Annotated in this window: 14 protein-coding genes and 1 tRNA gene; 7 read left to right on the top strand and 8 right to left on the bottom strand. The window is 63.0% G+C overall.

Translation table 11 applies throughout. The features are described from left to right. Positions 1-104 precede the first annotated feature (104 nt). Entirely contained in the window at positions 105-2777 is a 2673-nt protein-coding gene (locus ABDB84_RS17315) for an EAL domain-containing protein (protein WP_345921021.1), read from the top strand. A gap of 329 nt (positions 2778-3106) precedes the next feature. Here ABDB84_RS17315 and ABDB84_RS17310 read toward each other — a convergent pair whose 3' ends face one another. Further along, positions 3107-5059, bottom strand: a complete 1953-nt coding sequence (locus ABDB84_RS17310) for a DUF4914 family protein (protein ID WP_345921020.1) — start codon at positions 5057-5059, stop codon at positions 3107-3109. Between the two features lie 108 nt (positions 5060-5167). Continuing rightward, positions 5168-7129: a DNA repair helicase YoaA gene (gene yoaA, locus ABDB84_RS17305; RefSeq protein WP_345921019.1), complete on the bottom strand. Its 1962-nt coding sequence runs from the start codon at positions 7127-7129 to the stop codon at positions 5168-5170. A gap of 353 nt (positions 7130-7482) precedes the next feature. Here yoaA and tfpB point away from each other — a divergent pair, with 353 nt between their 5' ends. Then, on the top strand, positions 7483-9315 hold the full coding sequence (tfpB, locus tag ABDB84_RS17300) for a type IV pilus assembly ATPase TfpB (protein ID WP_345921018.1): 1833 nt from the start codon (positions 7483-7485) through the stop codon (positions 9313-9315). A gap of 6 nt (positions 9316-9321) precedes the next feature. Here the strand turns inward: tfpB and ABDB84_RS17295 are convergent, their stop codons facing one another. Next, complete coding sequence (locus ABDB84_RS17295) at positions 9322-9891, bottom strand: nitrogen fixation protein NifQ (RefSeq protein WP_345921017.1); 570 nt, start codon at positions 9889-9891, stop codon at positions 9322-9324. 119 nt (positions 9892-10010) lie between these two features. On the opposite strand from ABDB84_RS17295, the gene ABDB84_RS17290 reads away from it, so the two are divergent. Then, positions 10011-11504, top strand: a complete 1494-nt coding sequence (locus ABDB84_RS17290) for a protein adenylyltransferase SelO (RefSeq protein ID WP_345921016.1) — start codon at positions 10011-10013, stop codon at positions 11502-11504. A 77-nt stretch (positions 11505-11581) separates the two neighbouring features. Next, positions 11582-12058, top strand: coding sequence for an FKBP-type peptidyl-prolyl cis-trans isomerase (locus ABDB84_RS17285; RefSeq protein WP_345921015.1), 477 nt, complete (start codon positions 11582-11584; stop codon positions 12056-12058). 246 nt (positions 12059-12304) lie between these two features. On the opposite strand, the gene ABDB84_RS17280 is transcribed toward ABDB84_RS17285, so the two are convergent. Both ABDB84_RS17280 and ABDB84_RS17275 read right to left on the bottom strand, forming a co-directional pair. Then, a complete protein-coding gene (locus tag ABDB84_RS17280) occupies positions 12305-12523 on the bottom strand; it encodes a KTSC domain-containing protein (protein WP_345921014.1) in 219 nt (72 codons plus the stop codon). A 34-nt stretch (positions 12524-12557) separates the two neighbouring features. After that, positions 12558-14354, bottom strand: coding sequence for an ABC transporter ATP-binding protein/permease (locus tag ABDB84_RS17275; RefSeq protein ID WP_345921013.1), 1797 nt, complete (start codon positions 14352-14354; stop codon positions 12558-12560). A gap of 107 nt (positions 14355-14461) precedes the next feature. Here ABDB84_RS17275 and ABDB84_RS17270 point away from each other — a divergent pair, with 107 nt between their 5' ends. Next, positions 14462-16138: a tetratricopeptide repeat protein gene (locus tag ABDB84_RS17270; protein ID WP_345921012.1), complete on the top strand. Its 1677-nt coding sequence runs from the start codon at positions 14462-14464 to the stop codon at positions 16136-16138. Positions 16139-16196: 58 nt separating this feature from the next. Here the strand turns inward: ABDB84_RS17270 and ABDB84_RS17265 are convergent. The 3 genes from ABDB84_RS17265 to acs form a co-directional block, all read right to left on the bottom strand. After that, positions 16197-16287: transfer RNA gene (locus ABDB84_RS17265), tRNA-Ser, on the bottom strand. A gap of 49 nt (positions 16288-16336) precedes the next feature. After that, positions 16337-18364 carry a sodium:solute symporter family protein gene (locus ABDB84_RS17260; RefSeq protein WP_345921011.1) on the bottom strand — a complete coding sequence of 676 codons (2028 nt, stop codon included), beginning with the start codon at positions 18362-18364 and terminating at the stop codon, positions 16337-16339. A gap of 81 nt (positions 18365-18445) precedes the next feature. Then, complete coding sequence (gene acs, locus ABDB84_RS17255) at positions 18446-20431, bottom strand: acetate--CoA ligase (RefSeq protein WP_345921010.1); 1986 nt, start codon at positions 20429-20431, stop codon at positions 18446-18448. Positions 20432-20681: 250 nt separating this feature from the next. Here acs and ABDB84_RS17250 point away from each other — a divergent pair, with 250 nt between their 5' ends. Both ABDB84_RS17250 and ABDB84_RS17245 read left to right on the top strand, forming a co-directional pair. Further along, positions 20682-21182 carry a sigma-70 family RNA polymerase sigma factor gene (locus ABDB84_RS17250; RefSeq protein WP_345921009.1) on the top strand — a complete coding sequence of 167 codons (501 nt, stop codon included), beginning with the start codon at positions 20682-20684 and terminating at the stop codon, positions 21180-21182. Beyond that, complete coding sequence (locus ABDB84_RS17245) at positions 21179-21970, top strand: anti-sigma factor family protein (protein WP_345921008.1); 792 nt, start codon at positions 21179-21181, stop codon at positions 21968-21970. Before ABDB84_RS17250 ends, ABDB84_RS17245 begins: the two co-directional genes overlap by 4 nt. Positions 21971-21989 lie beyond the last annotated feature (19 nt).

Here is a 21989-nt window from a genome sequence, read left to right as displayed (position 1 = left end):
AGCGTGCTATGCAAGAAAGCTGGACGGCTCAGCACACCTGTTCTTCGAATGGCGGCCATACCCTGTGCTAGGGTAACAATTGACCTTATGTTGCCGGAGGTAGGATGTCCTTGTTGCTGGGCATATTGCCGACACTATTTCCGTTAATCAGCCTTTTCGGCTGCTATGTCGTCGTCGTATCGTTTAGCTATCCGGCCAACACATTTGCACGCCAGGCCCTTTTGGGCATCCTGTTTTCAGCCGCAATGTGTCTGATCCTGGCCAAACCTTTTATGGTATCGGCCGGGGTTATCCTGGATTCCCGGGGAGCTGTCCTTGCCACCGCCATGCTGTTCGGTGGTCCTTGGGTCGGGATCGTCACGACCATCACCGGCATGCTGTACCGGCTTTATTTAGGCGGGGCCGGAGCCTGGGCCGGAGTATGGGGACTCGCACTCAATGCCGCCGGGTTGCTGCTCTACTTTCATTTCCACAAGAAACCGGTACAGGAAAACCCGCGGGCATTTTTCCGGCAGCTTGCGGCACTGGGGGCATGGAGCGGCTTATGCGAAGCATTGTCGCTATTTCTGGTTACCCCTTACGCCTACGGCCTGCAGCTTGCGCTGAGCACGGGCTGGGTACTGGCACTTTTCCAGTTGGCCAGCATGCTGGCGCTGGGCAGCCTGATGTATCTGCATCAGCAGAATTCCCGGCTCCTGCTCGAATTGAATCGCTCGGAAACGGAGCGACTCTGGGTTGCCGATCACGCCGCAGAAGTAATTGCCGTCTTTGGCGAGAGCAACGAGCCGCTTTATGTTTCTACCTCGGCACGCCATGCGCTTGGCGATGCGGCCGACACCCCGGATCTGCGCCAGCGCATTGATCCGCAGGGCTTGCAATTGCTTGATCTGGAACTCGCACGCCTGCGCGCGGGTCTGGTCGAGCACAGCAAGTTCAATCTGATGGTCGCTGACCGACAAGGCTATGCGCATCCGGTAGAAGCCAGTCTGTCACGCCTGAATGGTGCGGATTTGCGCATCATGCTGATGCTGCGCGATCAATCCGCCATCCGCCAGGCAGCACAGGCACTGGAAGCCAGCGAACGTAAATTTCGCGGCATCTTTGATCAGGCGGCGGTGGGGATTGCCCTGATATCTCCTGACGGTCGCTGGCTGCAGGTTAATCAGCGCTTATGCGAAATCGTGGGTTACAGCGAATCCGAGCTATTGCACAAAACCTTTCAGGACATCACCCATCCAGAAGATCTTGGCAAAGACCTGAGATTGGTGACGCAGCTGCTGGCCGGGGAAATTTCGACCTACACCCTGGAAAAGCGCTATTTCCGCAAAACCGGTGAATCTACCTGGATCGAACTCACGGTTGCGCTGGTACGCGATCATGCCCAGCAGCCGAGCTTTTTCATCAGCGTGATCAACGATATCAATCAGCGCAAAAAAGCCGAAGCGCAGATTCTGAATCTGGCCTATTACGACACGCTGACCGAACTTCCCAACCGGCGCCTGCTGCAAGAGCGACTGCAGCACGCGCGGGTGAGCAGTGCCCGTCACCAGGAATGGTGTGCCATCTTTTTCCTCGATCTGGATCACTTCAAAACCCTGAACGACACACAGGGGCACGATGCCGGTGACCAGCTCTTGATTCAGGTAGCCCGCCGCCTGAGCGCCGGATTGCGGGCTGCCGATACCGTGGCCCGGCTGGGCGGTGATGAATTTGTCATCCTGATCGAAAACCTGGGGGTGGCCGAAAGTCAGGCTGCCAAAGCAGCTGAAACGCTGGCCGAGAAAATTCGCGATACGCTCAACCAGCCCTTTACGCTATGCGAGCAAGCTGAACCGTACCATACCTCGTCGAGCATCGGCATCAGCCTGTTTCAAGGCGAAAAACTTGCCATGGACGAAATCCTCAAGCATGCCGACATGGCGCTTTATCAGGCCAAAGAAGGGGGGCGCAACACGATCCGTTTTTTCGATATTGCCGTTCAATACACCATCGAGATCAGTGCGCGACTGCAGGTCGCCTTGCATGGCGGGATCGCCCGGAACGAATTCCAGCTATTTTGTCAGGCTCAGGTGGGCAGCGATGAAGAAGTCACCGGCGGCGAAATCCTGTTGCGCTGGCGGCATGCCGATGCAGGCTGGATTTCCCCGGCACAATTTATTCCACTCGCCGAAGAAACAGGTGCCATTCATGAAATCGGCTACTGGGTATTACTGAAAACCTGCGAAACACTGGTTGAATGGTCGCACGATCCGCAGCTTGCACCCCTCACACTGTCGGTCAACGTAAGCGCCCGCCAGTTCATCAACCCGAATTTCATTCCGCGCCTGCAGCAGATGCTGATATTCACCGGAGTGAACCCGGCACGTCTCAAGCTAGAGCTGACAGAAAGCATTTTTGCGATCAAAAACACGAGCATCGTCGATCACATGCAATCGCTCTGCGCACAAGGAATCGTGTTTTCGCTGGATGATTTTGGCACCGGCTACTCGTCGCTGTCCTACTTGAAGCACCTGCCATTCCAGCAATTGAAAATCGACCAGAGTTTTGTGCAAGGCGTGCCGGAAGATTCGGACAGCTGCGCCATCGTGCAAGCGATCCTGTCGATGGGTCATTCGCTGGGGATAGAGGTGATTGCCGAAGGGGTAGAAACAGAAGCCCAGCACCAGTTTCTATCACAGCATGGCTGCAAAGCGTTTCAGGGTTTTCACTTTGCCCGCCCCCTGGCGCTGGCCGAATTCTGCGCCATGCAGCGTGGCGAACGATCACCCCCCTGTTGACGCCTTCCGAAAACTCATCGCATCGCTTGGACTCGCAGCAGGCCTCAACTCAGCAAAGCTCCCCAATGGGGCAGAAACCGTAACGAGCGGCCTCAGCTTGCGAGAAAGCGCGCAGCCGTATGCTCAGTTACGTGCAAATACAGCGAGCATCGGAATCGCGAAATGTGGCCGCGCTGTAACCCTCCACTCACCCAACTCCCCCAGTGGGGCAGAAGCCGTAGCGAGCGGCCTCAGCTTGCGAGGAAGCGCGCAGCCGTATGCTTTATACGGCGAGCACTGCAGTCGCAAGATCAGGCCGCGCTTAGGCTTATGCCCTACTGGGGCTGGGATTAGCCTTTGAAGATCTGGTGCGGTATCAGCTTCCAGTAATCTTCCTGCGTCGCATCATCCATACAAGCCTGGATGATCTTGCGGCCCAGCGGGTCGAGTTCGTCGGTGAGGAAGGGGGCCAGTTCGCGCTTGAAGAATTCGCGCCACTGGCGTGCGCCTTCTTCGAAGACGTCGACGCCGCCTTCAAGCTGGCTGCCGACATGGAGGAACACTGGCGGGATCAGCGAGCCTTCGACACGCATCTGCTTGGGCACGTAGCCGAGCAGCGAGCATGGGCTCTCGACCAGCTGCTCGCGCGAGAAGCGTGCGCTGCCGCGACGTGCGAGGTATTCGCGGGCCATCCATTCGGCCATGAAACCAACCTTCCAGGCGCCGATGTACTGATTGGGGATGAGCACGTGGCGGGTATCGGTGTTCTGCACGATCTGGCGCAGCAGCAGATTGGCCTGATCGACGCGCTTGCCGGTGGCAAAGGCCCAGTAGGAGCCGACGCCTTCGGATTGCATGCCCTTGGAATCCTGGATGCTGGGATTAGCGTGGCCGCGCGGGGCAACCAGGCGCCACAGCCAGGCCAGGGCCGGGCTCAGCACGTGCAGCATGCCGATGATGCCGTACTGGCGGCTTTCCTTGTGGGTGGGCGGGCAACGCACGCCAAAGCTGCGCACATTGATCGACACCGGACCTTCCTGGATGCCGTCGACCATCTCACGCGGGATGATCACGCGCGGATTGGTACAGGGCTTGCCGGGCGCGTCTTCGATGTGTTCCCAGATCAGGCACTGGCCGCCGGGCACGATGTAGTGGTTGAGGAAGATCAGCGGGCGGCCCGGATGCAGACAGAGGCGCTCCAGGTGCGGATCGGTACCGTAGTGCTTGATGTGGTCGACGCGCACGAACCAGCCGGCCTCGGCATCGCTGATCGCCAGCTTGGTCTGGCCTTCGTTGTAATGAGGGTGGGCGCAGGCCATATCGTCGGCCATCGGCAACAGGTGGCAGGCCTCGGGCAGCACCAGGGTGCGCTCCTCGCCGGTCACGACGTTCTTGCCCAGCAGCAGGCGCCCGTCTTCCATGCGGTGGATGTGCTCGGTCATCTCGCTCTTGCCGCCGCCCGAAGCGCCTTCGTGCATGATCACCAGCTGGTTGTCGTAAGGCGTGACCACGCCGACCGCCGCACAGTGATTGGTGGTCCAGCCTTCGCGCTCGCCAATGTCGAGCAGCAGCGAATAGACGCCCTTCTTGGCGCTCGGCCCCGGATAAAGGTTGTAGGCGAAGATTTCCTGATGCGTAGTGCAGCGCGCATGCACCACCACCTGCTTGCCATCAAACAGCGAATGGCGGAACGGCGGTGCGATGAAGATGACGCCGCCAGAGAGCTTGAAATTGGCCGGCACCTGGCTATTGGCAATCATGCCCTGCAGATCGGCCAGCGCGCCGGCAAAGAAGGCGGCATTGCGCGGGCAGATCAGCAGCGCGCCATAGCCCAGTTCGGAGGGGCCAGCATAGAAAGGCACCACCACCAGCTCTTGGGTCTTGAGCCAGTCCAGGGTCTTCTGACGCGTCTTGTCGAACTTTTCGCCAAAGCGTTCGAGATAGGTCGGTTTGTCGGTCGGCAGGCTGTCGCCGATCACCATCGCATCCGGGTCACGGCGGCGCATGCGCGGATCGGGGAAGTTGATCGCCAGACCATTGCGCGCCTTGGTGACCACGGCTTCGACGACACGCCCGACACCGGGGACGTCGAAAGCACTCTCGTACTCGCCCTTGTCCTCGCGATTGCCCTGGTTCCAGTCGGTCGTGCCCGCCGCGCGGCCGAGCGACCAGTTGAGCAGATCCTCGCGCGTCTCGGCGACGACCAGGGAAGGCGCGGCGCTGAGCACCTCGATGACATGCGCGGGCAAGCCCAGGCTGGGCCAGTCGCGCGAAAAATCGATGTATTGCGGTTGTGCAGTCATGCTCAGGCCTCAAACACTTGTCATTGAATGCTGCAATTGTCTTCTGCAGTTTCAATACAAGGCTTGAGCCGGATCAGGGTTGGCCCTGATAAGCGCCCCGCGCCTCGCTCAGAAGCCGTGGCTGGCGGGCGGCGGCAGCTGCGCGAGGAATTCCTCGATCTCGCCCAGCTCGCGTGTGCGGCGCATCGGCGGCAGGCTCTGCCAGACGCGCTTGCCGTAAGGCTTGGTGAGCATGCGCGGATCGCACACCATCAGCACGCCACGGTCGCGCTCGGTGCGGATCAGGCGGCCGGCGCCCTGCTTCATGCTGATCACCGCGCGCGGCAGCTGGTAGTCCATGAAGGGATTGCGCCCCTGCTTCTCCATCCATTCGACGCGCGCCTTGAGCACCGGATCATCCGGCGGCGCAAAAGGCAGCTTGTCGATGATCACCACCGACAGCGCATCGCCCGGCACATCGACGCCTTCCCAGAAGCTCTGGCTGGCCACCAGTACCGCATTGCCCATGCGGCGGAAGCGTTCAAGCAGCTCGCTGCGCGAACCCTGGCCCTGCATCAGCAGCGGCAAACCCAGGGATTCGGCCTCCAGCCGCGTCTGCAGGCCATCGTGGATGCGCTGCATGGCACGCAGCGAGGTACACAGCACGAAAGTCCGGCCCTGCGCCGCGCGGATCACCGGAAAGGCCGCTTCAACCACCGCATCGACGAAGTCCATGCTGTTCGGGTCGGGCATGCCGGTCGGCGCGTAGAGCATGGCTTGCGCGCCGTAATCGAAGGGGCTGCCCCACATCGCCGTCTCGGGCGCCGTTTCGAGCAGGTCCAGGCCCAGCTCGTGGATGTAGTGCTCGAAGCTGCGGCCGACCGCCAGGGTCGCCGAGGTAAAGATCCAGCTCTTGGCCTGCCCTTCGACCTGCTTCTTGAACACTTCGGCAACGCGCAGCGGCGTGACGTTGAGCGACAGCGACTGACTGAACACCTCGGCCCAGCGGATCAGATCCGGCTCATCGACACGGCGCCAGCGCACCACACGCTCGGCCAACACAGTGGCGCGCTGCCAGCATTTTTCGAGCCCCTCGGAGCGCTCGGCCTGCGATTCGGCCAGCGCCAGGAATTCGTTCATCTGCGTCTCAAGCGCGTCGAGCGCCGCATGCAGGGCGCTATTGGCCGCCAGCTGCTGAAAACCGAAGCGCGCATTCTCACCCGTGATGGCCAGGCGCAGATCGCGAGCGCACTTCTCCAGCGCGCGCGTCGCGTCCTGCAAGGGCATGAAGTCCTTGGCGGCGATCAGTGCTTCGGTGCGCGTGTCGCGGGCCAGATCGAGCAGCTGGCCGGTCGAGGCGCTCTCGCCAAAGAACAGGCTGGCTGTCTCGGGCAGCTGGTGCGCCTCGTCGAAAATCACCGTATTGAAATTGGGCAGCAGCTCGGCCGCGCCCTCGTCACGCAACATCACATCAGCAAAGAACAGGTGATGATTGACGACCACCACATCCGCCTCCTGCGCGCGGCGGCGTGCGGCAGTGACGAAGCATTCCTTGGCATAGGCGCATTCCTGGCCCAGGCAGTTCTCGCGCGTCGAGGTGGCCGCCAGCCAGACCGTGGCATCTTCGGGCACATCGCTGCACTCGGCCTTGTCGCCGGTCTGCGTCTGCTGCATCCAGCGCGAGAGGCGCTGCAGGTAGTGCGCGTCCTCACGATTGAGGAAGCGCCCTTCGCTCTTGGCGCGCTCGATATGGTAATGACATGCGTAATTGGCACGCCCCTTGAGCAGGGCCACCGACACCGGCAGCTTGAGCGCATTGCGCACCGAGGGCAGATCGCGATGGAAGAGCTGGTCCTGCAAGGTCTTGGTGCCGGTGGACACGATCACCTTGCCACCCGAGAGCAGCGCCGGCACGAGGTAGGCAAAGGTCTTGCCGGTGCCGGTGCCCGCTTCGGCGACCAGCACGCGATTGCCCTTGATGGCTTTGGAGATCGCGTCCGCCATCTCGCCTTGCTGCGGGCGCGGACGAAAGCCGTCGATGACACGGGCGAGTGTGCCGTCTTCAGCGAAATGTTCAAGAATATCGGACATGCGATTGAGGCTCTGAGAGGCTGCTCACGACTTTCGGAGCAGCCATAACACGGTGTCAGATAGTTGTCTTTGAGGCGTAGGGCGCCAAGAAAAGCAAAGCTTCGCAAAGATTCAAATCACACGGCGCACCTGACTGGATTCCTTTGCGACACTCTCCGGACTTCTCTTCGCGTCCTTCACGTCAAAGATGCAGTGATTGATCTCGTCCACGAACGATACAAGGATCACGGGCAGCCTCTGAGGTCTGCGCGATGTTATCACGCAGCCGCCCGGCACCCAGTCAGCCGCCGCAATTGCCCGCAGGGCTGGGACGCGCTACATTGACCGCTGAACTTTTCGCCAGATCGAACCGCATGCCAAAGTCCGCCCAGCTCGCAGCCCATGCGTCGCAATCCACCGTGGTGCCCGCCGCTGATCGCGCGCTGACGGTCAAGGAAATCCTGCGTCACCTGCTCGACGACCAGATGATCAGCCGTGCCGAAGCCGAGCTGGCGATGGCCCAGCGGCATCTGCAAAAACAGGGCATGCACCCGCTTGCCATCATCGCCGAGCAGAAGTTCAAATCCGCCCTGCCGCCGCACAAACTGCTGACACTTGAAGTTCTGACCGAATGGCTGGCCAGCAAGCTGTGCATGGAATACCTGCACATCGATCCGCTGCGCATCAACTTCGCCAGCGTCACCGAAGTGATGCCAAGTGCCTACGCCGCGCGCCTCAAGGTGCTGCCGGTGCAAGTGGGCAGCCACGAGGTGGTGATCGCCACCGCCGAGCCCTATGTCCGTGAGTGGGAACCGGAACTGCAAAGGGTGATCGGCAAGACGATTCATCGCGTGCTGGCCAATCCGGTCGATATCGAACGTTTCCAGATCGAGTTTTACAAGCTCGCTGCATCGGTCAAGAAAGCGCATGGTAGCGACCAGCAGCAGCGCAGCAATGTCACCAATTTCGAACAGCTGGTGGACCTCGGCGAGACGGATCGCCAGTTCGATGCCAACGAGCAGCACATCGTGCGCATCGTCGACTGGCTGTGGCAGTACGCCTTTGATCAGCGCGCCTCCGACATCCACATCGAGCCGCGACGCGACGCGGGCATCGTGCGCTTCCGCATCGACGGCGTGCTGCATCAGGTCTACCAGCTGCCGATGACGGTCATCAATGCGATGACCAGCCGCATCAAGATTCTCGGCCGCATGGACGTGGTCGAAAAGCGCCGCCCGCAGGATGGCCGCGTCAAGACGCGCACGCCGCAAGGCTCGGAGGTCGAGCTGCGCTTGTCGACCCTGCCGACGGCCTTTGGCGAAAAGCTGGTGATGCGCATCTTCGACCCCGAGGTGCTGGTGCGCAATTTCGTCGAACTCGGCTTCACCGAGGAGGACCAGCAGCGCTGGGACCACATGACGCGCCAGCCCAATGGCATCATCCTCGTCACCGGGCCGACCGGCTCGGGCAAGACCACCACGCTGTACTCCACGCTCAAGCAGCTGGCGACGCCCGAGGTGAATGTCTGCACCATCGAAGACCCGATCGAAATGGTCGAGGACAGCTTCAACCAGATGCAGGTGCAAGGCAGCATCGACCTGGGTTTTGCGCAGGGCGTGCGCGCGCTGATGCGGCAAGACCCGGACATCATCATGATCGGCGAAATCCGCGATCTGGAGACCGCCGACATGGCCATCCAGGCGGCACTCACCGGCCACCTCGTGCTGTCCACCCTGCACACCAATGACGCGCCCTCGGCAATCACCCGCCTGCTCGATCTGGGCGTACCTTCTTACCTGCTCAACGCCACCTTGCTCGGCGTGATGGGCCAGCGCCTGGTGCGCACGCTGTGTCCGCACTGCCGCGAACCGAGCGATCTGACGCCTGAAGAAGAGAGCGAGTGGGCGCGTCTGGTGCAGCCCTTCAAATCGCCCCCGCCGAGCAAGATCTATCGCCCGGTCGGCTGCCTTGAATGCCGCAAGACCGGTTATCAGGGCCGCATGGGCATCTACGAGACGCTCCTGATGTCGCCGGGCATCCGCCAGCACGTGCGCCCCGATGCCGATCTGGCCCTGCTGCGCCAGCAGGCCTACCGCGAAGGCATGAAGCCGATGCGCGTCTCCGGTGCGCTGAAGATCGCCAAGGGCCAGACCTCGATGGACGAGGTGGTGCGCATCGCGCCGCCGGCCAACGACGACGGCAGCTGAGCGCGCTCAGGCGCTCAGGCGCGTGCGCTCGGCCAGACGGGTGTAAAGGAAGGTGCGCCAGTCCAGGCTGCGACGGTTGTGCGCCGCCAGCGGACTGAAAAAGCCGTGGAACAGATCGCACAGCAGGCCCGCATGCGGCAAGCCCAGCTCCTGCCACAGCGGCTCGCGGCCCAGACAGGCGGTGGCCAGCGCATGCGCCAGCCAGCAGCTGTCTTGATCATCAAGCGTGCGGTAGCTCACCAGCAGGCCGACCAGGGCATCGAGCTCCGGCGCGTAGACGAAGCTGTCCGCCGGCTGTAAATCGCTGTGCGCGAGCAGCAGGCTTGCACCAGGAAAGTGAGCGTCGAGCATCTTGCGGGTCTCGGCCGCATCCAGACCATGAATCGGCAAGACCTCGCTGCCCAGGCTTTGCCAGCGTCGCGCCAACAAGCCGGCCAGCGCCAGGCTGACCCCGTAAGCCGGGCGCTGGGCAAGGCTCAGCAAGGCTTCGCGCGTGATGGGGCGCGGACTGCACGGCGCGGCGTGCGTTACAAGCTCTATGGCAGACGGCTGTTGCGCATGCGTGACACACTGCATGATGAGCTCCTGGTTCCGTTCCGACACTGCCTTCAAGCAGAAAGTGCGCCCGTTGGAACAAGGCTTGTGATACACCTTGGCAAACGCGCCAAGCGCGACAACAAGAATGGAATGCCCCCATGCCCGCCCCCGCCGCAACCTTAGAAAGCCTGCCCTTCGACAACAGCTTCGCGCGCCTGCCCGAGGTTTTTTACACCCGCCTGGCCCCCACGCCCTTGCCGACGCCCACACTGGTCGCCGCCAGCCGCGAGGTAGCCAGCCTGATCGGCCTGGACGAGCACCAACTGCAGCGCGCGGACTTCGCCGAATACTTCGCCGGCAATCGCCTGCTGCCCGGCAGCGAGCCGCTTGCTGCAGTGTATTCGGGCCACCAGTTCGGCGTCTGGGCAGGCCAGCTGGGCGACGGCCGTGCGCATCTGCTCGGCGGCGTGAGCACGCCAACAGGCCCGCTTGAGCTACAGCTCAAGGGGGCGGGCCAAACGCCCTACTCGCGCTTTGCCGATGGCCGCGCCGTGCTGCGCTCATCGATCCGCGAATTCCTCTGCTCCGAAGCCATGGCCGCGCTGGGCATTCCGACCACGCGCGCACTGTGCATCATCGGCTCGCCCGCGCCCGTGCGCCGCGAGACCATCGAAACCGCTGCGGTGGTGACGCGCGTGGCGCCGAGCTTCGTGCGCTTTGGCTCCTTCGAGCACTGGGCCGCCAAGGGCCGCAAGGACGAAGTCAAAATCCTCGCCGATTACCTGATCGACCATTTCCGCCCGACGCTGCGCGAGGAAGCGAATCCCTACGCAGCCCTGCTCAGCGACGTGGCGCGGCGCAGCGCCGAGCTGATCGCCCACTGGCAGGCGGTCGGCTTCATGCACGGGGTGATGAATACCGACAATATGAGCATCCTCGGCCTCACCCTCGACTATGGCCCCTTCGGCTTCATGGAGGCCTTCGACGCGCATCACATCTGCAACCATTCTGACGAACAAGGTCGCTACGCATTCAGCATGCAGCCACGCATTGCACATTGGAACCTCTACGCGCTGGGCAACGCGCTGCAATCGCTGATCGACCCCGAACAGCTCGAAAGCCTGATCGACGGCGCCTACATCCCCCGCTACGAATCGCACTTCCTACAGCTGATGCGCGCCAAGCTGGGCTTTGCCAGCGCGCAGGACGGCGACGAAGACTTCCTCGGCGAGACCTATGGCCTGCTGCAGCGTCAGCACCTGGATCACACCAATTTCTTCCGCACGCTGAGCCAGCTTCAGGGCGAGCCGGCAGAAGCCACCCGCGCACAGGCCGACGCCGCGCTGCGCGACCAGTTCATCGACCGCGAGGCCGGCGATGCCTGGCTGGCCAGCTGGCGGGCGCGCCTGGCGCAGGAGCACAGTGTTGATGCCGAGCGACAAGCAAGAATGCTGGCGGTCAACCCCAAATACGTGCTGCGCAACTGGCTGGCGGAAGCGGCCATCCGCCAGGCGCGCGAGGGCGATTTCAGCGAAATCGAGCGCCTGCTTGACTGCCTGCGCAAGCCTTTTGACGAACAGCCGCACAATGCGCACTACGCCAAGCTGCCACCGGACTGGGCCAGCCATCTTGAAGTGAGCTGTTCGAGCTGAGCGCTCAACGCGGTTCCATTCAGTCAGGCAATCAGCGAAAATGCCCGGCTGACTTAATCGCTTACAGGCATACGCGCATGAAAATCGCAAAAGACACCGCCGTCACCCTGCTGTTCAAGGTGCTCGACGCCCAGGGCAAGATCATCGAAGAGAGCCGCGAACCCAGCGTCTATCTGCACGGCGGCTACAACAACACCCTGCCGAAAATAGAAGAAGCGCTGGACGGTCAGGAAGCCGGCTACCAGGTGAGCCTCAATCTCTCGGCGCAAGACGCCTTCGGCGAACGTGACGAAAGCCTGGTGACCAGCATCCCGCGCAGCGAATTCCCGCCCGGCGTGAAGGTCGGCGGCTACCTGCAGCGCTACGACGACAAGGGCGAGCAGCACGATTACCGCGTGGTGAAGATCAAGGGCCCGGTCGTGCTGCTCGATGGCAACCACCCGCTGGCGGGCCAGGCACTGCGCTTCGCGGTCAAGGTGCTGTCGGTGCGTGCCGCCAGCGCTGAAGAAATCGCCCACGGCCACGTGCACGGCGAACATGGCCACCACCACTGAGTCCTGCTGAACGAGCGCCGACACGGCGCTCGTTACTCTAAGAGGCTGTTCATGATCTTTTGATTGTTCGCGGACAAGATCAAACGCTGCATTTTTGACGCGAAGGACGCGAAGAAAAGCGAAGGTTCGCAAAGGGAGTCATTTCGGACATCATCGCTTTGTATTCCTTTGCGGACCTTGCCTTGTTTGCTTCGCGCCCTTTGCGTCAAAAATTCAAACCTGAAAAGATCGTGAGCAGTCTCTAAGCTACCGCACTGCGCGTTGCGAGAACTCGTCTTCGATATTGTCGCGGTAATAGCTCATCGGCGAACCGCTGGCCAGAAAGCGCCGCGCGATCTCCTCGCCCACACTGGTGTGCTGCACGATGCGGCCGCCGTCGAACTCGATCTCCAGCACCCGCTGGGCGCGATCATAGCCGGCAGACTTGATGCCGCCGCGTTGAATGCTTTTGCGTTCAATCCCCATGGCATAGCTCCTTGATGTCGCCGCCCGCCGCGCCTCAGGCGGCAGGCGCTGTCGTCGGTGCCAGCGCCCAGCTGCCGTCGCGCGCCAGACTCAAGGCGCGATCATGCAGCGGCGCCAGCGTTTCGCGGTGGCCGACGCTGACCAGGATCGCCTCCGGCAAGGCGCTGCGCAGCGTCGTGTAGAGCGCGTGTTCGAGGCCGCTGTCCATCGCCGAAGTCGCCTCATCGAGGAAGATCAGCGCCGGCCGATTGATCAGCGCACGACCAAACGCCAGACGCTGCTGCTCGCCCGGCGAGAGGGTCTGCGACCAGTCCTGTTCGATATCCAGCTGCTCTGCCAGCTGCCCCAGCTGCACGCGCTGCAGCACCTCGCGCGCCCGCGCATCATCGACACTGGCTGCCGGATAGGCCAGCGCACTGCGCAAGCTACCCAGCGGCAAATACGGTTTCTGCGAGAGGAACAGGGTTTCAGCATCCGCCGGCCGGGCCGCCTCGCCCTGCGTGAAAGGCCACAAGCCGGCCAGGCTGCGCAGCAAGGTGGTTTTGCCAGCACCCGAGGGGCCGCGAATGAGCAGGCTCTCTCCCGCATTCACCTGCAGTTCGAGTGCGCGCGTCAGCACCGCACCATCGGGCCGCAACACGCTCAGACCCTGCAGGCGCAAGGCTGCGCTGTCACGCGCCAGCTTGGGCAGCGCCAGCGCCTGCGAAGCGGTGATGTTCTGCTCGAAGCCAGAGAGCCGGTTCAGCACTGCGCGATAACCGGCGAAGGAGTCGTAGGACTGGCGGAAGAAAGACAGCGCGTCCTGCACCTGACCGAAGGCCTCGGACGTTTGGGTCAGATCTCCCAGCTTGATGCTGCCAGAGAAGAGACGCGGCCCCTGTACCAGCAGTGGAAACAATATGGCCGTCTGACTGATCGTAAAGTTGTAGCCGAAGAACTTGAGGTTTCGCCACAAGCTGGCCCAGGCATTGTCGATGACCGCGGCAAAGGCTGATTGCAAATTGCGCTGCTCGACCTGCTCGCCACGGTAGAGCGCTACGCTCTCGGCATACTCACGCACACGCATCAGCATGTAGCGGTAACTGGCGTTGAGTTTCTCGTTCAAGAAATTAAGGGCAATCAAAGGACGCCCGATCCACACCGCAAACACCGTAGCAATCAGCACATAGATGTAGACCATGAACACCATCGCGCGTGGCAACTCGACGCTCGCAATCTGCAGCGGGCCTGAGAGATTCCACAAGATCAGCGTGAAGGTGAAAATCGACAACACCGACTCAACCAAGCCCATCGACAAACCCAGTGTGCTGGCAATCAGACTGCTGGCGTCTTGCTGGATGCGTTGCTCCGGGTTATCCACATCGGGTTTTGCGAAGCGCCCCAGATAATAAGTCTGGCCTGACATCCACTTGCCGACCAGGCGCTCGGTCAGCCACAGCCGCCAATGAATCGAAAACGCAGTCCGCACATACTCGCCGAACAAGGAGCGGATGATGTGCAGCGTGGCCAGCACCGCGAACAAGTAGACATGCATCCAGAAAGCATTTTTATCCAGCTCCTGCATGCTGGTGTACATGCCGTTGTACCAGTACGAGAACAGCACATTGAGCCGCACCGACATCAGGGACAACAAGAGGATCAAGGCCAACGCCGCCAGCGAACGCCAACTGCGGCGTGGCGAGAAATACGCGCCGCTGATCGCCCAGAACTGCCGCCCCCACACCGTGAAACGCGCCAGCGCGGCCATACCCGCGACAAACACCAGCAGCGTGATGAGGTAGGTCTTGACCAGCCAAATGCTGCTGTTGAGTACTTCGTGCTTCCAGTCCATCCACTCACTCCGATCCGAATCACGACAGGTCATCACCCTGCCGCTTTGGCAGGGCACGACACGAGTGGTTCCCGCACCCCGCCAAAGGCCGGCAGCCGACGCGTAAAATGTCGCACACCCGCTCGCCCGAGGAAGCCCTCTTGTTCAAGCTGCTGCGCACCCTGTTCGCTTCACCTGCCCCTGCAGAGCAGGCGCATGCCAGCTCCGCCGAAGACTTGAAACAACGCGGCAACGCGCATTTCAATGCCGGCCAGCTCGACGCGGCGGCCGCCTGCTATCGCCAGGCCATCGCGCTGGACCCGCAGCTGGCCGCCGCCTACAACAATCTGGCTGCCGTGCTGCAGCAGCAAGGCGAACTCGAACAAGCGCGCCAGCATGCCACGCAGGCCATCGTGCTCGCACCCAATCTATCACAAGCCCACTTCAAGCTCGGCGAGATCACCCGCGAGCAGGGCGACTACGCCGCCAGCGTCGCCCACTTCCGGCACTGCCTGGCACTGCAAGCCGATGACGAACCCAGCCTGCTGGCGCTCGCCCACAGCCTGTGCCTGCTCGGCGCCCACGACGAAGCCGAAGCCTTGCTGCACGACGCACTGCTGCGACAGCCGCAAGCGCTGAACCTGCATTACTACCTGGGCAATATTTACAAGGAACGCGGCGCGCCGCAGCGTGCGCTGGCGGAATATGCCTGGTGCCTCGAACAAGCGCCGGATCTGTGGCCGGCGCAGATGAACAGCGGGCTCGCCTGCTGGGAGCTTGGCGATCTGGGCAGCGCGCGCACCTGGCTGCAGCAGGCGGCGGCCGACCCGACACGTACTGAAGCGCAGCTCGCCCTCGGCGAACTGCTATTGCTGCAAGGCGAGCTGGAAGCCGGCTTTGCCCTGCTCGAACAACGCTTCGAGAGCCAGCAACCGGCCTACCGCTATATTCGCGAAACCTTGCCACGTCTGGGCGGCGTGCCGCTGTGGCAAGGCGAGGCACTGGCTGGCCGCAATCTGCTGCTGTGGGCCGAACAGGGTCTGGGCGACACCCTGATGATGCTGCGCTACCTGCCCGAACTGCGTCGCCAGGGCGCCGGCCAGCTGCTGGTGTTTTGCCAACCGCATGTGCTGCGCCTGATCGAAGCCAGCGGCCTGGCCGACGCTGTCTGCAGCCTCGCCGGACAGGCCCGCGCCTTCGCCGGCAGCGCACATCACTACGCCCTGCACTGCCCGCTGATGAGCCTGCCACAGCGCCTGGGCAGCAGCAACGCGAATATTCCCGCCAACCCGCCGCTGCAACTCCCCGCCAACTTGCTGGCCAGCTGGCAACAGCGCCTCGCCCACCTGGCCGGACACAAAGTCGGCCTCGTCTGGGCCGGCAACCCACAGCTCAAGAAAGACGCCCTGCGCAGCATTCCCCTCGCCCACTTCAGCGCACTGGCCGAAGTGCCCGGCCTGCAACTGATCAGCCTGCAGAAAAGCGAGGCGCGCGCACAGATCGCCGACAGCGGCCTGCCACTTCACGACTGGATGGACGACTGCGCAGACATGCTCGACACCGCCGCCCTGATCAGCCAGCTCGACCTGGTGATCAGCGTCGACACCTCGGTCGCCCACCTCGCCGGCCTGCTCGGCAAACCCGTCTGGCTCCTCAACCGCCACGAATCCGAATGGCGCTGGCAACTCGAACGCCAGGACTCACCCTGGTACCCCAGCATGAGAATCTTCCGCCAGCACAGCGTCGGCGACTGGCACACAACGATCAAGGAAGTACAGGAGGCGCTGCTCGCACCAACGCGCTGAGCGGGGGCAGAAAAACAAAAAGCGCCTTGCGGCGCTTTATCTTGATCCTGCTTGACTGTGGCGGAGAGAGGGGGATTCGAACCCCCGTCAGGATATTATCCTGAACACGCTTTCCAGGCGTGCGACTTAAACCACTCATCCATCTCTCCGCGAAGAGGCGGGAGTATAGCGGTTAGCGCGCGCGCAGGAAAGGGGGCTTCATGCGGAAGTTTGCCGTGCGGGCGGGCTGCGGAGTTGTTCGACGAGGGCGGCGGCGGCCGGGTCGGGGGCCGGGCCGAGCAGGCTGAAGATGAACAGCGCGGCAAAGCCGGCGGCGGCGCCGAAGAGGCCGCAGGAGATCGGCTGCACCTGGAACCAGGCGTGCTCCATCGAGCCGCCGAAAAACGGATGTGTGCGCACCGTGTAGAACATCGCCACGGCCGGGCCGATGAGCATCGCAGCAACCGCGCCCCACTGGCTGGCGCGCCGCCAGAAGATGCCGCTGACCATCGCCGGGAAGATCGCCGAGGCGGCAATCGAGAACGCGAAGCCAACGGTGAACAGGATGCTGTCGGGCCGCAGGCTGGCGACCCAGGCGGCGAACATGGTGATCACCATCAGGGCCGCCTTGGAGATCAGCAAGCGGCGCTGCGTGGCGGCGCCGGGGTTGAGGATCTGGAAATAGATGTCGTGCGACAAGGCGCTGCAGATGGTGAGCAGCAACCCGTCGGCCGTCGACAGCGCCGCCGCCAGTCCGCCCGCCGCGATGAGCCCGGAGACGAAGTACGGCAGGCCGGCAATCTCCGGCGTGGCGAGCACGATGGCATCGGGGTTGATGCTCAGCTCGGCCAGCTGTAGTACACCATCGAGGTTGATGTCTTCGACCTTGACCATACCCAGCTTGCCCCAGGACGAGACCCAGCCGGGCAGCTCGGAAATCTGCATGCCGACGATGTGGTGGTAGATCTCCCACTTGGCGAGCACGGCGTAGGCCGGCGCCGTGAGATAGAGCAGGAGGATGAAGAACAGCGACCAGCACACCGAATTGCGCGCCACGCGCACGTCCGGCGTGGTGTAGTAGCGCGTCAGCACGTGCGGCAAGCCGGCGGTGCCGATCATCAGCACGAAGACCAGGGCGACGAAATTGATGCGCTCGGCCTGGCTGCCCGGCGTGGCGGCGTCGCCCGGATAGGCTTCGGCATGCGGCGTCGGCGCGCGGCTGCGCGTCATGGCATCGCGATACTCGCCCTCCCACTGCTTGTAGGCGGCCGGCACATCGGCCGGCAGATTGCGCAGCTGGCGCTGCACGCGGGAGATTTCACGCGCAGGCGCATTGGCGTCCTGCAGGTATTCGAGGCGCTCGGTCAGTTCGCTGCGCTCGGCTGACAGCGAATCCGGCAAACCCTTGATGCGCTCGGCCAAACCATGTGCGCGCAGGATCAGGCTGTTGCGCACCTCCTGCTCCAGCGGCGCGGCGCTCAGCCGCTGCTCCTCGGCGCCAAGCTGCTGCAGCACGCGGCCGTAGGCCAGCTGCGGCACCGGCATGCCGGTTGCATTCCAGGACATCATCACCACCGGCAACAAGTAGGCAATGATGATCACCAGGTATTGCGCGACCTGGGTCCAGGTCACGGCACGCATGCCGCCGAGGAAGGAGCACACCAGCACCCCGGCAAGACCAACGAACACGCCGATGGAGAAATCGATGCTCGCAAAGCGGCTGGTGATCAGGCCCACGCCATAGATCTGCGCCACCACATAGACGAAACTGGCCATCACCACGGCTGCGACGCCCAGCAGACGCGGCAGATGACCGCCATAACGGGCGCCGAGGAAATCGGGAATGGTGAACTGGCCGAAGTTGCGCAGATACGGCGCCAGCAGGAGGCCGACGAGGACAAAGCCGCCGGTCCAGCCCATCACGAAGGCCAGGCCGCCGAAGCCGGCAACATAGAGCGTACCGGCCATGCCGAGGAAGGAAGCGGCGCTCATCCAGTCTGCCGCCGTCGCCATGCCGTTGTAGATGGCTGGCACGCGCCGCCCGGCGACGTAGTACTCATTCACGTCGGTGGTGCGGCTGAACACGCCGATCGCCGCGTACATGATGATGGTCGCCAGCAGGAACAGATAACCGATCCACTGCAGGGACATGCCCAACCACTCTGCCCCGGCCATGCAGCCGAGGAAGAGCAGGAAGCAGACGCTGAAGATCAGGTAACTGCGGGCGTGACGATCAAGCTTGAACACAACATTCTCCTGGCACAGCGCGCTCGCCCCTGCTGCGCTGCGCCCGCGATGGGCCGGAACGCTTCATTCCGGCCCGCAGGCTCACAAGCTTTGCTTGAGCTGCTCAAGGATCGCCGGGTTTTCGAGGGTGGAGATATCCTGCGTGATCTCCTCGCCCTTGGCCAGCGAACGCAGCAGGCGGCGCATGATCTTGCCCGAGCGCGTCTTGGGCAGATTGTCGCCGAAGCGGATGTCCTTGGGCTTGGCAATCGGGCCGATTTCCTTGGCCACCCAGTCCTGCAGCTGCTTGACGATGGCCTTGGCGGCATCCCCCGTCGGCCGCGCCTGCTTGAGCACGACAAAGGCGCAGATCGCCTCGCCGGTCAGGTCGTCCGGCCGCCCCACCACCGCCGCTTCAGCCACCAGCTCGCTACACGAGACCAGGGCCGATTCGATTTCCATGGTGCCCATGCGGTGGCCGGAGACATTCAGCACATCGTCGATACGGCCCATGATCGTGAAGTAGCCAGTCTTCGCATCGCGCACCGCGCCGTCGCCGGCCAGATACAGCTTGCCGCCCAGATCGGCCGGGAAGTAGCTGGTCTTGAAGCGGTTCGGGTCGCCCCAGATGGTGCGGATCATCGACGGCCAGGGACGCTTGATGACCAGGAAGCCGCCCTTGCCCCACTCTACATCGGCGCCGGCCTCATCGACCACCGCCACCTGGATGCCCGGGAACGGCAGCGTGCAGGAACCCGGCACCAGGGGTGTCACGCCCGGCAACGGGGTGATCACGTGGCCGCCGGTTTCAGTCTGCCAGAAGGTGTCCATCACCGGGCAGCGTGAGCCGCCCACCTGCTCGTAGTACCACATCCAGGCTTCCGGATTGATCGGCTCGCCCACCGTGCCGAGGATGCGCAGGCTGGACAGGTCGTAGTTGCGCGGATGCGCCGTCGGCGTGGTGTCGGAGGCCTTGATCAACGAGCGGATCGCCGTCGGCGCGGTGTAGAACACCGTCACCTTCTGATCCTGGATGACGCGCCAGAAGCGCCCGGCGTCCGGGTAGGTCGGCACGCCTTCAAAGACAATCTGCGTCGCGCCGCAAGCCAGCGGCCCGTAAGCGATATAGGTATGGCCGGTGACCCAGCCGATGTCGGCGGTGCACCAGAAGACATCCTCAGCCTTGAGGTCGAAGGTCCACTTGTTGGTCAGGATCGCATGCAGCAGGTAGCCGCCCGAAGAGTGCTGCACACCCTTGGGCTTGCCGGTCGAGCCCGAGGTGTAGAGCAGGAACAGCGGGTGCTCGGCGCTGACCCACTCGGGCTCGCAGACCTCGCTCTGGCCGGCCAGCAGATCGCCGAGGAAGACGTCACGGCCGGCCTGCATGGCGCAGGCATTGCCGGTGCGCTGATAGACGATGACGCTGTGCACCGCCTCGCAACCGCCCAGCGCGAAGGCTTCATCGACCACCGATTTGAGGGCGATGTTCTTGCCGCCACGACATTGCTCGTCGGCGGTGATGATCGCCGTTGCGCCGGCATCGACCACGCGCTCCTGCACGCTCTTGGCCGAGAAGCCACCGAACACCACCGAGTGGATCGCGCCGATGCGCGCGCAGGCCTGCATCGCCGCCACGCCTTCGACGGACATCGGCATGTAGATGATGACGCGGTCGCCCTTCTTGATGCCACGCGACTTGAGTCCATTGGCAAACTTGCAGACCAGGGCATGCAGCTGGCGATAGGTGACACGCGTCACCTTGGCGTCGTCCGCTTCAAAGACCAGCGCAACCTTGTCGGCATTGCCATTGTCGAGATGGCGATCCAGACAGTTGAACGACACATTCAGCGTGCCATCTTCGAACCACTTGTAGAACGGCGCCTCGCGCTCATCCAGCGCGGTGCTGAACGGCGTCTTCCAGATCACGTGCTCGCGCGCCAGGCGCGCCCAGTAGCCGGCGTAGTCGTCGCTGGCTTCCTTGCACAATGCCTCGTAGGCGGCCATGCCACTGATCGTGGCACGCGCAATGGTGGCCTCAGACGGCGGGAAAATGCGGTGCTCCTGCAGCACGGAATCGATGCCAGCCATGTCACACGTCTCCTTTGGGTTTGGTGGCCGCCGGAATATCCGGGGCACTTGTGGTGTTCAGTTGTCTCCAGGCTTAAAAAGCCTTTGTGGCCCTGATTAGATGCAGTCGAGCTTACATCCCACTTACGTATTCCGGCAGCTGCAGCGCAGCAAAAACCCGCGCTGCGCGCCGCGTGGCGAGAAGAGCTGCTACGATCTGAATCAACAGCGCTGCCGAGGCGCCCAACGAGTGTTCGTGTTACGGCCGGCCATGCACAGACAAGAAGACATCATTGCCGAAATACCGCGCCTGCGCCGCTACGCGCGGGCGCTGACCGGCGACGCCTCGCGGGCGGATGATCTGGTGCAGGACACGATCGAGCGCGCGCTGTCGCGCTGGCTGCTGTGGCGGCCGGGCAATCTGCGCGCCTGGCTGTTCACGATCATGCACAACATCTTCGTCAATCAGCTGCGCAGCGCCGGCCACCTCGATTACCGCCCCGACGAACTGCTGCCCGACCTGCCCGTGCGCGCCGAGCAGGAAGACGGTCTGGTGCTGCGCGATCTGGACCGCGCCCTGCAGCAAGTCCCCGCCGAGCAGCGCGAAGCCCTGCTGCTGGTAACGCTGGAAGAACTCTCTTACGCCGAAGCGGCCAAGGTCCTCGGGGTGCCGGTCGGCACCATCATGTCGCGCCTGTTCCGCGCCCGCGAGCGCTTGCGTGGCGCCTTGCAAGGCGAGGTCAGCATCACTCATCTGAAGGTGGTCAAATGAAGCAGCGACCACCCGCTACGCCTGAACGCGAACTCTCGCCGACCGACGATGCGCTGCTGCGCTACGTCGATGACCGCCTCGACATCGACGACCGCAATCGCGCCGAAAACCTGCTGCGCGAGAATCGCGAAGCCGCACAGCGCGTCGCCACCTGGCAGCAGCAGGATGCGATCCTGCACAAGCATTTCGACCCCATCGCGCGCACGGCGGTACCGCAGCATTTGCTGCGTGCGGCCAGGCGCGCCGCACATCGCTCGCCGCTGCGCTATGCCGCTGCGGTCGTCTGGCTGAGCATCGGCTTGCTCGTCGGCTGGTTGATGCGCTACGAGCTGGGCGACACGCCGCCCGCTGCGCCGCAAGCCAGCCTTTCGCACATCGCCGCCATGGCGCATGCCATCTACGTACCGGAAAAGCGCCACGCGGTCGAAGTCGCTGCCGACGAAGAAGCCCACCTCGTCACCTGGCTGTCCAAACGCCTCGGCCAGCCACTCAAGGTGCCGGTGCTCAACGCGCAGGGCTATGCCCTGGTCGGCGGCCGGCTGCTGCCCAGCGAGACCGGGCCGGTGGCGCAGTTCATGTTCCAGAACGATGCCGGTCAGCGCCTGACGCTGTATCTGCGGACGCAGAAGGGAAACGTCGGCGAAACCTCGTTCCAGTTCGCCCAGGAAGGCACGATCAGCACCTTCTACTGGCTCGACGATCAGCTGAGCTACGCACTCTCCGGCGACATCGCGCGCGACAAGCTGCTCGCCCTGGCGCAGGAAACCTATCGCCAGCTCAATCCGTGATGGCAGAACTTCAGTACCC

Origin of the sequence: Uliginosibacterium sediminicola (genome assembly GCF_039631295.1) — a bacterium.
GTDB classification, from domain to species: Bacteria; Pseudomonadota; Gammaproteobacteria; order Burkholderiales; family Rhodocyclaceae; genus Viridibacterium; species Viridibacterium sediminicola.
Note: the sequence above shows the minus strand (reverse complement) of the source record. Positions and strands in the feature narration are given on the sequence as shown.

Bases quoted from the DNA above. Each gene is read 5' to 3' on its own strand.
- acs (WP_345921010.1), bottom strand. From the start codon at position 20,431: ATGGCTGGCATCGATTCCGTGCTGCAGGAGCACCGCATTTTCCCGCCG.
- ABDB84_RS17275 (WP_345921013.1), bottom strand. From the start codon at position 14,354: ATGGACTGGAAGCACGAAGTACTCAACAGCAGCATTTGGCTGGTCAAG.
- tfpB (WP_345921018.1), top strand. From the start codon at position 7,483: ATGCCAAAGTCCGCCCAGCTCGCAGCCCATGCGTCGCAATCCACCGTG.
- ABDB84_RS17270 (WP_345921012.1), top strand. From the start codon at position 14,462: ATGTCGCACACCCGCTCGCCCGAGGAAGCCCTCTTGTTCAAGCTGCTG.
- ABDB84_RS17280 (WP_345921014.1), bottom strand. From the start codon at position 12,523: ATGGGGATTGAACGCAAAAGCATTCAACGCGGCGGCATCAAGTCTGCC.
- ABDB84_RS17315 (WP_345921021.1), top strand. From the start codon at position 105: ATGTCCTTGTTGCTGGGCATATTGCCGACACTATTTCCGTTAATCAGC.
- ABDB84_RS17285 (WP_345921015.1), top strand. From the start codon at position 11,582: ATGAAAATCGCAAAAGACACCGCCGTCACCCTGCTGTTCAAGGTGCTC.
- ABDB84_RS17290 (WP_345921016.1), top strand. From the start codon at position 10,011: ATGCCCGCCCCCGCCGCAACCTTAGAAAGCCTGCCCTTCGACAACAGC.
- ABDB84_RS17250 (WP_345921009.1), top strand. From the start codon at position 20,682: ATGCACAGACAAGAAGACATCATTGCCGAAATACCGCGCCTGCGCCGC.
- ABDB84_RS17295 (WP_345921017.1), bottom strand. From the start codon at position 9,891: ATGCAGTGTGTCACGCATGCGCAACAGCCGTCTGCCATAGAGCTTGTA.
- ABDB84_RS17245 (WP_345921008.1), top strand. From the start codon at position 21,179: ATGAAGCAGCGACCACCCGCTACGCCTGAACGCGAACTCTCGCCGACC.
- ABDB84_RS17310 (WP_345921020.1), bottom strand. From the start codon at position 5,059: ATGACTGCACAACCGCAATACATCGATTTTTCGCGCGACTGGCCCAGC.
- yoaA (WP_345921019.1), bottom strand. From the start codon at position 7,129: ATGTCCGATATTCTTGAACATTTCGCTGAAGACGGCACACTCGCCCGT.